We start from the raw sequence: 12,475 nt of genomic DNA, 5'->3' as shown, positions 1-12,475 counted from the left end.
GCGGGCTGGTGTGAAATGCAAATGTCGGGGCGATTGATCCGGCTGGCGCATCAAAGCCTGCGTTGGGTCAGCCCGCCTTGCCGAGATAGGCGGTCGCGTCGATCTCGACGAGGCAGTCGGGCGAGCCCAGCCCGTTGACGATGCAGGAGACCCGGTGCGGTGGTTCCTCGGCGAAGTTCGCGAAATAGACCTCGTTCATCGGCTCCCAATAGGCCCGGTCGGTGACGTAGACCGTGCACTTGACGACGTCCTTCAGGCTCGCTCCGGCCTCTTCGAGCAGGGCCTTGATGTTGTCGATGCATTGCTGGGTCTGGCGCCTTGCATCGCCGGTTGCGTACTTGCCCTGGAGGTCCACGCCGACGCAGCAGACGAACATGAAGTCGCCGGCGATCGTCGCCTGTGCGAAGGGCAGCCGGCTCTTGTAGACGCGGTCGGAGGATACGCTGCGCTTGGGCATGGTCGGTCGTCCTGTTCTGGCGTGGAGCCGGTTGAATCTGTGTCTGAATGGTTTGAATCTGTCTCTCAGGCACCGGAATCGCGATCTCAGCCGATGGCGCCAAGATCCTGACATATCTCGGTCTTTCGCGCGCCTTGCGCAGATGCCCCTGGCCATGTCTTGCCGTAACGGTGGTCAGCGGCCATTTGCGGGTGTATAGGCCGCCCTTCGCGCTTCAGAAGAGGTTAACGCAGGCGCGATTTGTGAAATCAGGAGCACTATGATGTCCGAGCGGTGGACGCCCGAGAGCTGGAGGGCAAAGCCCGTCCAGCAGATGCCGGATTATCCGGACCAGGCAGCCTTGAAGGCGGTTGAGCAGCAGCTCGCCGGCTTTCCGCCGCTCGTTTTTGCAGGCGAGGCGCGCAAGCTCAAACGGGCGTTGAGCAAGGTCGCTGCCGGTGAGGCCTTCCTCCTCCAGGGCGGCGACTGCGCCGAGAGCTTCGGCGAGCACTCTGCCGACAACATCCGCGATTTCTTCCGGCTCTTCCTGCAGATGGCGGTGGTCCTGACCTTCGCCGGCGGCTCGCCGGTGGTGAAGGTCGGCCGCATTGCCGGCCAGTTCGCCAAGCCGCGCTCGGCTCCGACCGAGACGATCGGCGGCGTCGAACTGCCGAGCTACAAGGGCGACATCATCAACGACAACGAGTTCACGGCCGAGTCCCGGATTCCGGACCCGCGCCGCCAGCTCGAGGCCTACCGGCAGTCGGCGGCGACGCTGAACCTGATCCGCGCTTTCGCGACCGGCGGCTACGCCAATCTCGACAATGCGCATCGCTGGATGCTCGGCTTCGTCAAGGATAGCCCGCAGTCGGGCCGCTACCAGGAAGTCGCTGGGCGCATCACCGAGGCGCTCGACTTCATGCGCGCCATCGGCATCGATCCCGAGACGCATCCCGAGATGCGCACGACGGATTTCTACACCAGCCACGAGGCGCTGCTGCTCGGCTACGAGCAGGCGATGACACGCACGGACTCGACCACCGGCGAGTGGTACGACACATCCGGCCACATGGTCTGGATCGGCGACCGCACGCGCCAGCTCGACCATGCCCATGTCGAGTTCTTCCGCGGCATCCGCAATCCGATCGGCCTGAAATGCGGTCCGTCCCTCAAGCCGGACGAGCTGCTCAAGCTGATCGACGCGCTCGATCCGCAGAACCAGCCCGGCCGCCTGACGCTCATCGCCCGCTTCGGCGCCGACAAGGTCTTCGACCATCTGCCGGCCCTGGTGCGCGCCACCAAGCGGGAAGGGCGCAACGTCGTCTGGTCCTGCGATCCGATGCACGGCAACACCGTCAAGGCGGCGAGCGGCTACAAGACCCGGCCCTTCGATCTGATCCTCTCCGAGGTGAAGAACTTCTTCGCCGTTCACCAGGCCGAAGGCACCCATGCCGGCGGCATCCATCTGGAGATGACGGGCAAGAACGTCACCGAGTGCACCGGCGGCGCGCGCGGCATGACCGACGCCGATCTCAACGACCGCTACCACACGGTCTGCGATCCGCGCCTCAACGCCGAGCAGGCGCTGGAGATGGCCTTCCTCGTCGCCGAGCTGGTCAAGCGCGAGCGCGCCGGCCGGGCGCGGCCGGAGGTCGAGGCGGCTGAGTAATCCGCAGCGCCCTCGCCAACGAAACAGGGCCGCAGCGTCGCTGCGGCCCTTCTTGTTTTCAAGAGGTGTCTTGAAGATCAGAACTTCAGGGCGGCGGCGACGCGACCGGTGTTGACCGTCGTCGTCGTGCCCTCGATTTCCGCGAAGCGGACGATCTGGTACTCGGCACGCAAGAAGAGGTTGTCGGTCACGGCCCAGTCGACGCCGGCGCCGGCGCTGAGGCCGAAGGCGTAGGTGTTCTTCTTGCTGCCGCCGACGACGGACGGATTTGTCGGTGTATAGCCGGTGGCGTAGAAGGCTTCGGTCGCGCCTGTGATCGGATTGCTGCGTGTTATGAACCAGGTGGATTGGATCGTCGAGGTCGTGTTGAAGCGTCCGACGGCTCCACCGATCGTCGCATAGGGCATGACCCGGCCATAGGCCCAGCCCATGCGCAGCCGGAGCGTTGCATAGTCGTTGAGCTTGGCGCCCTGGTTAGTCGTCATCCGGACATCATTGAGGGCGCCGTCCGAGGTGACAACGCGCCGTCCGATGGAATCGCTGACGCCGTAGCTAAGCCCTGAGCGCGTGTAGTCCGCTTCGAAGCCGAGAACGACATCGCCAAAAAGGTAGTTGTAGCCGGTGAAGCCGAAGAATTGTGCGCCGCTATCGCGCTTCTCCTGCAAGTTGCCGACCCAGGAGCCCAGATTGTGCTCCGCGCCCAGCATGGTGTTTCGGAATGCATAGTTCGCAAGCGTCTGCAGGCCTTCGCCAGGCTTGAATTTCGTGTCGCTGACGCCAGCGCCGCCGCCGAAATAGAAGCCCGACCAGTCGAAGCTACCTGAGCCAAAGGCCGGAGCCTCGATCGGCTGCTCGATCTGCGAGCCCCTGAGATAGTCGGCACCCCGCGCTGCCTGCGGCAGCATGAGCGCGCAGGCCATCGCGACGACCGGGGGGAGGGCGGCGATAGATGCAGCACGCATCGGTGACTCTCCGAACAGCCGCCGAAAGGAGCTAGTGGCAGGCTCGAAGAGCATTCATGCCCGATTAACCCTAATGTCCGGTTAACGTTGCGAGATTCCCACGGGGCGCGGGCTGGGCTCTCAGGCCGCATCGACGACTCAGGAGACCTGCCGCTAACCAGACCGCCGGAAAGCCGGCGATGCCGGTATTGCGAATTCGGGAACGAGACAATGCTGCGTCACATCGTGTTCTTCACGGCCAAGGACCCCGCGAAGCGCGAAACGATCCTCCATGCGCTGCGCCGCCTTGGCGAGATCCCGCACTCGCTCGCTTTCGAGGTCGTCTCCAACGGCAAGATCGACCCTTACGGCAACGACATCGATATCGTCGTCTATGGCGAGTTCGCCGACGAGGCGGCGCTTGCCGCTTACAAGGCCCATCCGATCTATGACGAGACCACGCAGCTGGTCCGGCCGATGCGCGAACTGCGCTACTCTGCCGATTTCCGCTCGACCTTGAGCTGATCGCCGCCGGGCGAGCCGGCGCCGAGGCGAGGGAGGCAGCGCGTAGACGCAGACCCGCACGCACGCGCTGCCGTTGCCGCTCCAGCGCCCGCAAGCTAAATCCGGATTATGACCGCGACCTCCTTCCGCCTGGCCCTGGCCCAGCTCAACCCGACCGTCGGCGATGTCGCCGGCAATGCCGAGAAGGTCCGCGCCGCCAGACGCGACGCGGCGGCGCTCGGCGCCGAGCTCGTCATGTTCCCGGAACTCTTCCTCGCGGCCTATCCGCCTGAAGACCTCGTGCTGAAGCCGGCCTTCCAGGACGCCTGCCGCAAGGCCTGCGAGGAGCTTGCCCGCGAGACGGCTGATGGTGGCCCAGCGGTGCTCCTCGGCCTGCCCTGGCTCGAGGACGGCAAGCTCTACAACGCCTATGCGCTGCTCGATGGCGGCCTGATCCAGTCGGTGCGCTTCAAGGTCGACCTGCCGAATTACGGCGTCTTCGACGAGAAGCGGGTGTTCGAGCCCGGCCCGCTGCCCGGCCCGGTCGTCTTCCGCAACCAGATCCGCCTGGGGATCCCGATCTGCGAGGACATCTGGAGCGACGAGGTCGTCGAATGCATCGCCGAGACCGGCGGCGAGATCCTGCTGGTGCCGAACGGCTCGCCCTTCCGCCGCGGCGTGATCGAGGAAAGGCTGAACGTCGCCGTCGCCCGCGTCGTCGAGAGCGGGCTGCCCATGGTCTATCTCAACCAGCTCGGCGGCCAGGACGAGCTGGTCTTCGAGGGCGCGTCCTTCGTGCTCAATCCCGACCGCAGCTTCGCTCACCAGCTTCCCGCCTTCCGCGAGGCACTGGTCGTGACGAACTGGGAGCGCGGGCCTGAGGGCTGGCACTGCCTGCAAGGCGAGGTCACTGCCGTCGAGAGCGGCGACGAGGCCGACTATTCGGCCTGTGTCCTCGGCCTGCGCGACTATGTCGAGAAGAACCGCTTTCCCGGTGTCGTGCTCGGCCTCTCAGGCGGCATCGATTCCGCGATCTGCGCGGCGATGGCGGTCGATGCGCTCGGCGCGGAGCGCGTGCGCTGCGTGATGATGCCCTATCGCTTCACCTCGCAGGAGAGCCTGGACGACGCCAAGGCCTGCGCCGATGCCCTCGGCGTGCGCTACGAGATCGTCCCGATCGCCGAGCCGGTCGAAGGCTTCGAAGGGGCACTTGCCGAACTCTTCGCCGGCACCAATCGCGGCATCACCGAGGAGAACCTGCAGAGCAGGGTGCGTGGCACGCTCCTGATGTCGATCTCCAACAAGTTCGGGCCGATGGTGGTGACGACCGGCAACAAGTCGGAGATGTCCTGCGGCTACGCCACGCTCTATGGCGACATGAACGGCGGCTACAACCCGATCAAGGATCTCTACAAGACCGAGGTCTTCCGCCTGTCCGCGCTGCGCAACCGCTGGAAGCCGGTCGGCGCGCTCGGACCGGATGGCGAGGTGATCCCCGAGAACATCATCGTCAAGCCGCCATCAGCCGAATTGCGCGAGAACCAGAAGGACCAGGACTCGCTGCCGCCCTATGAGGTGCTCGACGATATCCTCGCCTGCCTGATCGAGCACGAGATGCGGCTGTCCGACATCGTCGCGCGCGGCCACGATCTCGATACGGTCAAGAAGGTCGAGCGCCTGCTCTATCTCGCCGAGTACAAGCGCCGCCAGGCGGCGCCGGGCGTCAAGGTCACCCGCAAGAATTTCGGCCGCGACCGGCGCTATCCGATCGTCAACGGCTTCCGCGACCCCGGCAACGGCGCCCACAAGCCCGATGCGAGCCTGGTCAAGGGCGTCAGCAAGGCGAGCGCCGAGAGCTTCGACTACTGAGCCGAAGAAACACGCCGTCATTCCGGGGCGCCGCGTAGCGGCGAGCCCGGCGCCCATGAACACTAACCTTTCCGTCATGGTCGGGCTTGTCCCGGCCATTCACGTCTTCCTTCACCGAACGTAGTGTTCAAGACGTGGATGCTCGCCACAAGGACGAGCATGACGATCTGGAGCAGCGTCGAGTTCATGGGTGCCGGGCTCGGGCCTGCGGCCTGCTCGGAAGGACGGCGAAGCGCTTGCCGCTACAGCCAGAACCCGCCGATCTGGTTGGCCGCAGGATTGGCGATGCAGGCTGTCATCCGGTCGAGCCAGATCCGCTGGTATTTGGCGTTCTGCCCGTGCTGGGTGTCGATGTCGTAACGGCGCTGGATCAGCTTGACGCGGCGCTTGATGTGCAGGTCGACGAGGCTGTTGAGCTGCGTCACCAACCCGGCGATGGTCGGGGCGCGGGCGATGGTGAGCTGCTGCGCCAGCGCCCGGCAGACGACGTAGCCGACATCGTAATGGAACTGCTCATGCGCCAGCAGGGGCGCGCTCAACGTTACGCCGATCCTGACTTGCGCGCTCGGCCAGACCTCGATCTCGTTGGGCACGCCGAAGGCATAGTCCGTCCCGACCATGCGGGCACCTTTGTCGAAGATCTCGTATTCGAAGGCGGTGTAGGCGTCCTGCACCGTGCCGTCGGCGGGGTCCATCACCACCGGCACCTGCAGGAAATCGCCGGGCTTGAGCTTCACCGGCAGGCGCATGGCGCTGACCACGACACCGGCCGGAGCCGGATTGCCGGCCATGTGCAGGAAGGTCTTGCCGCCCGGATCGACCCGTGAATCCGGGTTCGCGATCTTGAGGAAGACCTGCTGGTAGCGCCTGATGCCACCGCGGGTCAGCGGCCCGCAATCGCCGTCGACCTCGAGCAGCTCGATGCCGAGCGCCGCCGCGTGCGGGTTGATCATCGCCTGGACCAGGCGGGTGTCGGGAACCGTGTTCTTGCCGCTGAGCCCGACCGAAGCCGTGATGCTCATCCTCGCCTCCTCGCGCAGACAGCCCGTCACCCTCCATTTCTAACCTTGCGTCAATCTGGGCGCCTGTCGACAGCTCCGACAGCACGAAACGGCGATGCCCTTGCACTCGCGCCCCTGCCGCGCGACAAGCGCCGGCCATGACCGCACCCTTCGTCCGCACCGCGCCGTCGCCGACCGGCTATCTCCACATCGGCAACGCCCGCTCGATCATGTTCAACTGGCTCTTCGCCGTCAGGCATGGCGGGCGTTTCCTGCTGCGCTACGACGATACCGACAAGGCGCGCTCGAAGCCCGAATTCGCGGCGGCGATCCCCGAGGATCTCGCCTGGCTCGGCGTCAGGCCCGATGCCAGCATCAAGCAGTCGGAACGGCTCGCCCTCTATGACGAGGCGGCAGCGCGCCTGCGTGCCGCTGGGCGGCTCTACCCCTGCTATGAGAGTGCCGACGAACTCGATCGCCGCCGCAAGCGCCAGCTCGCGCGCGGATTGCCCCCGATCTACGACCGCGCCGCGCTTAAGCTGACGGCGGCCGAGCGGGCGGCGCTGGAGGCCGAAGGCCGCAAGCCGCATTGGCGCTTCCTGCTCGACTGGGAGGAGATCGGCTGGAACGACCTGGTGCGCGGCCCCTCGCATGTCGACTGCGCCTCGCTTTCCGATCCCGTCCTGGTCCGCGAGGACGGGACCTATCCCTACACGCTGCCTTCGGTGGTCGACGATGTCGACATGGGCATTACCCATGTCATTCGCGGCGAGGATCACGTCACCAACACGGCGGTGCAGATCCAGATCATCCAGGCGCTCGGCGGCGCGCTGCCGATTTTCGGCCATCACAATCTCTTGACCACGGCGAGCGGCGAGGGGCTCTCTAAGCGCCTCGGCCATCTCTCGCTCAGGGGCCTGCGCGAGGCCGGCGTCGAGCCGCTCGCGGTCGCGGCGCTGGCGGTGCTGACCGGCACCTCCGATGCGGTGCGCCCGGTCGCCAGCCTCGAGGAACTCGCCGGGCTGGTCGAACTCGCCCATGTCTCGCGCGCTCCGGCCAAGTTCGACGAGCACGAGCTCGAGGCGCTTTCGGCGAGGACGCTGCATCATTTCACGTTCGCCGCCGTCGCCGATCGTCTGGCGGCGCTCGGCATCCCCGCGACCGAGCCGTTCTGGCTGGCGGTGCGCGGCAACCTCGCGCGGCTGAGCGATGCTGCTGAGTGGTGGCGGGTCGTCGAAGGGCCGGTCACGCCTGAGATCGCCGACCCCGCCTTCGCCGCAGCTGCCGCGGCGCTGTTGCCGGAAGAACCCTTCGATCAGACGACCTGGAAGAGCTGGACGCAGGCGGTCGCCGCAGCGACAGGGGCCAAGGGCAAGGCGCTGTTCATGCCGCTGCGCCAGGCGCTGACCGGGCTCGACCACGGCCCCGAGCTCGCGGCCCTGCTGCCGCTGATCGGACGCGAGAAGGCGCTGAAGCGGCTGGCGGGCGAGACGGCCTGAGGTCGGGATTGCTTGCGGAGCTTGCTGAACGACCGAAGTCGCCCCGTTGCTGACGTGCCGAGGCAGTTCGCGATGGCAGCGGCAACTGCTAGCCGGGTGCCGATGCGACGGATCGTGATCCTTGGGAACGTTTCAACTTGAGGCATCTCGGACGCCGATCTGGTTATCTGGGTTGAAGCAAGCCGGGTGAAGTGCCTGCTCCGCGTTGCCATGCGTAGCGCCCTCAATCGTCCGCGAAGCGATCTTCCCGATGGCTGCGTCGAAAGGCTGGATGCCGATTTTGTATCGTTCCTGCGACACGTCTGGAACTCCGATCGGGTGAAACGGCCTGATATTGAGAAGCAGCAGTGCGCTCAGGGCGCGCATGTGCCAGTTGTTCGCCTGCGCGGCGTAGCGCAAACGGCCAAGCTCTTGCGGTTTCTGTCCTAGCGAGAGCCGCCGATTTTTTCGGACCTCTTGCATCGACGCTTACGTCAGATAATGAGCCCTGGCGGACAATGACCAATGAAGAGCCGGGGGGCTACTGTGAAACTACTTCGACCGTCGAGCGTGATTGCGCTCCTGATAATTGCAGCGCCCGCGCTGGCTCAGCCGGCCGGCATGGGCGCAGGGTGCATCAAGGGCTACGAAGTCTTCGCTGGATCCAAAGGCTCGAAGGCTTTCGCCAAGGGCAAGACCAAGGGTTGCGGCTATGCGTATGGCAAGGCGGACATCGCCGAAGCGCGCAGGGCGGCTCTCAACTTTTGCCGCGGGCACGGGGGCGACAGCTGCAGTGTGGTCGAAAGCAGCAGATAGCAAGGCGCGATCTCGCAGATCCGGGGCTGACGAAGCAGCCTCGCATCTGCGAGGTTCCGACCATCAGCGTAGAGGCCCGCCGCCAACCAGCGGCGGGCTTTTCTCAGGTTGGAGGGATTGGGCAAGCATCACCGAACAGACCGGCATGATTTGAGCCGGCAAGCGGACTTCCAAGCGACCGTTGTCGACCCGATGCTGACGCCGCTCCGGTTTTCGCTAGTCGTTCGGTCGTATTGTCCGCATCGGCGATAAGCGCTGCTACGTCGCGGACCCTTCAGCCATTCATGCGCGGGACAATACGTTTGGTTCATCAATCGTGCCGGTGCATCGCCGATTCGTGCTTGGTGTCGCGCATGGTCGAATAGACCAAGAGCGAGATGAAGATCATGCCGGCGAGGTAGTAGTAGAACCATTCCTCATGGCCCTGCTGCTTGAAGAACAGGGCGATGGCGGGCGCCGTGCCGCCGAAGATCGAGACCGTCACCGCATAGGGCAGGGCGACGCCGGTCGCCCGGATCGAGGTCGGGAACAGCTCTGCTTTCACCACGGCGTTGATCGAGGTGTAGCCGGCGACGAAGACCCAGGCGCCGGCGATCAGCAGGAAGGCGGTCCAGGGCGACTTGGTGTGTGAGAGCGTCGTCAGGATAGGCACGGTCAAAAGGGCGCCGGCGAGGCCGAAGAAGACCAGCAGCGGCTTGCGGCCGATACGGTCGGAGATCCAGCCATAAATCGGCTGCAGGATCAGCGCGAAGATCAGCGATCCCGCGATGACATAGGTCGTGGTGATGTCGGAGAGGCCGACCGTCTGCTTCACGAAGGTCTGCATATAGGTGGTGAAGGTGTAGAAGGCGGCCGTGCCGCCGGCGGTCAGCCCGACCACGATCGCGACCTCGCGCGGATAGCGCGTGAGGCCGCGCAGCGAGCTTTCCTTCTTAGGCCCGGCCTTCTTGGCTTCGACGAAGGCCTCGGTCTCGTGCATGTGCCGGCGCATGAACATCGCGGTGATTGCGAGCAGGGCGCCGATCACGAAGGGGATGCGCCAGCCCCATTCCACCAGCTGCTCATGCGTCAGGAAGACGTTCTGCAGAAGCAGCAGCACCAGGATCGCGGTGAGCTGGCCGCCGATCAGCGTGACGTATTGGAAGCTCGAATAGAAGCCGCGATGCTCGGGATGGGCGATCTCGGTGAGATAGGTGGCGCTCGCCCCGTATTCGCCGCCGAGGCTGAGGCCTTCGATCACCCGGGCCAGCGCCAGCATCACCGGCGCGGCGAAGCCGATGCTGGCATAGGTCGGCGTCACCGCAATGATCAGGGAGCCGAAGCACATCATCACGACTGAAAGCGTCAGCGAGAGCCGGCGGCCATAGCGGTCGGCCAGATGCCCGAAAAGCCAGCCGCCGAGTGGGCGCACGATGAAACCGGCGGCGAAGAGCGTGGCGGCGTTGAGCTGCTGCACTACGGGATCGCTGGACGGGAAGAAGTGCGGCGCGAAGTAGAGCGCAAAGGCGGTATAGGCGTAGAAATCGTACCATTCGACGAGATTGCCGACTGAGCCGATGAAGATCGCCTTGAGGCGCCTGCCGGTGTCCGCGAGATCCATGCCGCCATCAGCGGTGATTGCCGGTTCCGACATGGCCTTGCTCAGCGCTCAACATGGTCCGAGCGAGCGGATCGCTCAGGCGCGGGTCATAAACGCGCAAGCTCGCCATACGTTCCGCCCGCGCGATGAAGATAGTGGAGGACTGATCTGCCCTCGCAGTATGTTCCGAATGATCGCGGCCCGCCCGCATTGACGCCTGCATGACCTTGCGGCAAAGCACCCGGCCCCAATGACCGAGACCCGGTCAACGAGCTCCAAGACCGATCACCGCGATGCCCGCCTTCTCCCTTGCGATCTTCGACTATGACGGCACGCTGGCCGACAGCTTTCCGTGGTTCTGCTCGGTGCTCAACCAGACGGCGCGCCAGTTCGCCTTCCGAGAGGTCGAGGAAAGCGAGGCCGAGGAGCTTCGCGGCCTCGAATCGCGCGAGATCATGGCTCGCCTCGGCGTGCCCTTGTGGAAGCTGCCGGCGATCGCGATGCATATGCGCAGACTGAGCGCCGAGGCTGGCGATGCGGTGCCGCTCTTCCCGGGCGTCGAGGCGATGCTGGCGCGCCTCACTGCAAGCGGGATTACGGTCGCGATCGTCAGCTCGAATGGCGAGGATGCGATACGCCGCACGCTGGGGCAGGCTGCCGGCCATGTCAGCCATTTCAGCTGCGGCGCCTCGCTCTGGGGCAAGAGCGCCAAGTTCAAGACGGTGATCGGCCGGGCAGGGGCTTCCAGGGAGCGCACCATCTCGATCGGCGACGAGATCCGCGACATCGACGCGGCAAGGCGTGCCGGCATCGCGGCGGGGGCAGTGACCTTCGGCTACAACAGTGCTGCGTCGCTCAGGGCGCGCGGGCCTGACCTGATCTTCGACGACTATGGCGAGCTGCTGGCGAAGCTGACGGCCTGATCAGGGCCGGGCGGTTGCGCCGGCGCCGAGATTGGGCGCGAGGTTCGGCGCGACGATCCGCACCGTGCGGCGCTCGCCGGTAACGCTCTTGCTCTCGCGCTTCACGCCGTCGCCCTGCTGCAGCGTCTTCTCGCTGTCGATCTTCTGCGGCCCGACGCCGGCGGATTCGGTGCTCGCGGTCGGCACATTGGCATCGGCTGTCGGCTCGTCGCCGGGGGCGGCCTGGAGCACGGTCGGGGCCGGCGCTGCGGGGCCGGGCTTGGCCTCCGGCGCATTGGCGGCGCCCTTCTTGCCGCGGGCCGGTGCCTCCGGCTTGGGACGCGACATCTCGAGCGAACGCTGCTCGGTGACGATGATGTCGCCCTTGCGCTGCTCGATCAGGTTCTCGGCGTTCTGCAGGGCCTGGGCCCAGCTTTGCCCCGGCGCCCGGCAGGTGCAGGCGGCATCGAAGCTGCGGGTATACTTCAGCGCGTTCGGCAGAGACGCATAGGGCGTGCCGGTGCTGCGCGAGACCGCGTTCTGGACATCGCCGCCATTGCTCATTCCGAAGGCGAGGGTCTCAGTGCCCGGGCAGAGCGCCTGGCACATCTCGTCCTGGCTTTCGCGGCCGCCCGGACTGTTGGAAAGCGGGAAGAAGAAGCCGTCGCAGGTGCGCACGCAGACGCTGTAGGGGCCGCCCTGGCGCGGCTGGCTCTCGCCGGGCTCCAGCGGCTCCGGGTCGAGCTCGGGCAGGGTCGAATCGATCTCGCCGCGGCGCGGCTCGATGCCGAAGATCGTCTCGAAGAAGCCGCGGCGCTGCTCGCGGCAGTTATTGTCGATCAGCGCTGCGAGCTGGGCCCGGCGCTGCTCGATGCCGCCGCCACCCGCCTGCCGCTGCAAGGCGCCGTACTGGGCCTCGAGCTGGCCAAGCTGGGCCCGGATGCCACCGCATTGCGGCGGTGCCTGCTCGCCGAAGAACAGGAAGCCGCCCCGGTCGCAACCCATCGAACGATACTGCCCGGAGAGCCGGGCGATCTGCCCCGCGACGCGCTGCGCCGCCTGCGCGGCGCGGGGATCGCCGCCCCGCTGGCCCTGCAGGCTCGCCAGTTCCGCGCGCCAGTTATTGCAGGCGGGCGATTGCGCGACGGCTGCACCGGTCAGCGCGGCGAGCGCCAGTGCCGGGGCGAGGAGACGTCGGAGCGTAGCGGAGATCATCGGAGGACGCGTCTGAACCCTTGTTAGCCATCGGACGCCGCAGCCGGCGGCGCGCATTCGCTGAG

11 protein-coding genes are annotated in these 12,475 nt (G+C 66.0%); 5 read left to right on the top strand and 6 right to left on the bottom strand.

Annotated features, from left to right (window positions below; genetic code table 11):
- Positions 1-67: 67 nt before the first annotated feature.
- The gene (locus tag DK26_RS08195) at positions 68-457 is read right to left on the bottom strand and encodes a RidA family protein (RefSeq protein WP_066470402.1); all 390 of its coding nucleotides are present in this window, start codon (positions 455-457) and stop codon (positions 68-70) included.
- A 262-nt stretch (positions 458-719) separates the two neighbouring features.
- Between DK26_RS08195 and DK26_RS08190 the strand changes: the two genes are divergently transcribed.
- Complete coding sequence (locus DK26_RS08190; RefSeq protein WP_066470395.1) at positions 720-2,105, top strand: 3-deoxy-7-phosphoheptulonate synthase class II; 1,386 nt, start codon at positions 720-722, stop codon at positions 2,103-2,105.
- A gap of 77 nt (positions 2,106-2,182) precedes the next feature.
- Here DK26_RS08190 and DK26_RS08185 read toward each other — a convergent pair whose 3' ends face one another.
- On the bottom strand, positions 2,183-3,067 hold the full coding sequence (locus DK26_RS08185; protein WP_066470393.1) for an outer membrane beta-barrel protein: 885 nt from the start codon (positions 3,065-3,067) through the stop codon (positions 2,183-2,185).
- A gap of 210 nt (positions 3,068-3,277) precedes the next feature.
- Here DK26_RS08185 and DK26_RS08180 point away from each other — a divergent pair, with 210 nt between their 5' ends.
- Positions 3,278-3,571, top strand: a complete 294-nt coding sequence (locus DK26_RS08180) for a Dabb family protein (protein WP_066470391.1) — start codon at positions 3,278-3,280, stop codon at positions 3,569-3,571.
- A 108-nt stretch (positions 3,572-3,679) separates the two neighbouring features.
- Positions 3,680-5,419: an NAD+ synthase gene (locus DK26_RS08175; protein ID WP_066470388.1), complete on the top strand. Its 1,740-nt coding sequence runs from the start codon at positions 3,680-3,682 to the stop codon at positions 5,417-5,419.
- A 242-nt stretch (positions 5,420-5,661) separates the two neighbouring features.
- On the opposite strand, the gene DK26_RS08170 is transcribed toward DK26_RS08175, so the two are convergent.
- Positions 5,662-6,441, bottom strand: coding sequence for a hypothetical protein (locus tag DK26_RS08170; protein ID WP_066470385.1), 780 nt, complete (start codon positions 6,439-6,441; stop codon positions 5,662-5,664).
- Between the two features lie 137 nt (positions 6,442-6,578).
- On the opposite strand from DK26_RS08170, the gene gltX reads away from it, so the two are divergent.
- Positions 6,579-7,919 carry a glutamate--tRNA ligase gene (gene gltX, locus DK26_RS08165; RefSeq protein WP_066470382.1) on the top strand — a complete coding sequence of 447 codons (1,341 nt, stop codon included), beginning with the start codon at positions 6,579-6,581 and terminating at the stop codon, positions 7,917-7,919.
- Positions 7,920-8,051: 132 nt separating this feature from the next.
- Here gltX and DK26_RS08160 read toward each other — a convergent pair whose 3' ends face one another.
- Together DK26_RS08160 and DK26_RS08150 are read right to left on the bottom strand one after the other, a co-directional pair.
- Positions 8,052-8,318 (bottom strand): hypothetical protein, encoded by a 267-nt coding sequence (locus DK26_RS08160; RefSeq protein WP_157089579.1) that lies wholly within the window; start codon positions 8,316-8,318, stop codon positions 8,052-8,054.
- A 706-nt stretch (positions 8,319-9,024) separates the two neighbouring features.
- Positions 9,025-10,347, bottom strand: a complete 1,323-nt coding sequence (locus tag DK26_RS08150; RefSeq protein WP_066470370.1) for an MFS transporter — start codon at positions 10,345-10,347, stop codon at positions 9,025-9,027.
- 239 nt (positions 10,348-10,586) lie between these two features.
- Between DK26_RS08150 and DK26_RS08145 the strand changes: the two genes are divergently transcribed.
- Positions 10,587-11,216 carry an HAD hydrolase-like protein gene (locus DK26_RS08145; RefSeq protein ID WP_066470368.1) on the top strand — a complete coding sequence of 210 codons (630 nt, stop codon included), beginning with the start codon at positions 10,587-10,589 and terminating at the stop codon, positions 11,214-11,216.
- On the opposite strand, the gene DK26_RS08140 is transcribed toward DK26_RS08145, so the two are convergent.
- Positions 11,217-12,410 (bottom strand): DUF2865 domain-containing protein, encoded by a 1,194-nt coding sequence (locus DK26_RS08140; RefSeq protein WP_066470365.1) that lies wholly within the window; start codon positions 12,408-12,410, stop codon positions 11,217-11,219.
- Positions 12,411-12,475 lie beyond the last annotated feature (65 nt).

Source organism: Allobosea sp. WAO, assembly GCF_001509835.1.
Taxonomy (GTDB): Bacteria; Pseudomonadota; Alphaproteobacteria; order Rhizobiales; family Beijerinckiaceae; genus Allobosea.
Note: the sequence above shows the minus strand (reverse complement) of the source record. Positions and strands in the feature narration are given on the sequence as shown.

Bases quoted from the DNA above. Each gene is read 5' to 3' on its own strand.
- DK26_RS08195 (WP_066470402.1), bottom strand. From the start codon at position 457: ATGCCCAAGCGCAGCGTATCCTCCGACCGCGTCTACAAGAGCCGGCTG.
- DK26_RS08190 (WP_066470395.1), top strand. From the start codon at position 720: ATGTCCGAGCGGTGGACGCCCGAGAGCTGGAGGGCAAAGCCCGTCCAG.
- DK26_RS08185 (WP_066470393.1), bottom strand. From the start codon at position 3,067: ATGCGTGCTGCATCTATCGCCGCCCTCCCCCCGGTCGTCGCGATGGCC.
- DK26_RS08180 (WP_066470391.1), top strand. From the start codon at position 3,278: ATGCTGCGTCACATCGTGTTCTTCACGGCCAAGGACCCCGCGAAGCGC.
- DK26_RS08175 (WP_066470388.1), top strand. From the start codon at position 3,680: ATGACCGCGACCTCCTTCCGCCTGGCCCTGGCCCAGCTCAACCCGACC.
- DK26_RS08170 (WP_066470385.1), bottom strand. From the start codon at position 6,441: ATGAGCATCACGGCTTCGGTCGGGCTCAGCGGCAAGAACACGGTTCCC.
- gltX (WP_066470382.1), top strand. From the start codon at position 6,579: ATGACCGCACCCTTCGTCCGCACCGCGCCGTCGCCGACCGGCTATCTC.
- DK26_RS08150 (WP_066470370.1), bottom strand. From the start codon at position 10,347: ATGTCGGAACCGGCAATCACCGCTGATGGCGGCATGGATCTCGCGGAC.
- DK26_RS08145 (WP_066470368.1), top strand. From the start codon at position 10,587: ATGCCCGCCTTCTCCCTTGCGATCTTCGACTATGACGGCACGCTGGCC.
- DK26_RS08140 (WP_066470365.1), bottom strand. From the start codon at position 12,410: ATGATCTCCGCTACGCTCCGACGTCTCCTCGCCCCGGCACTGGCGCTC.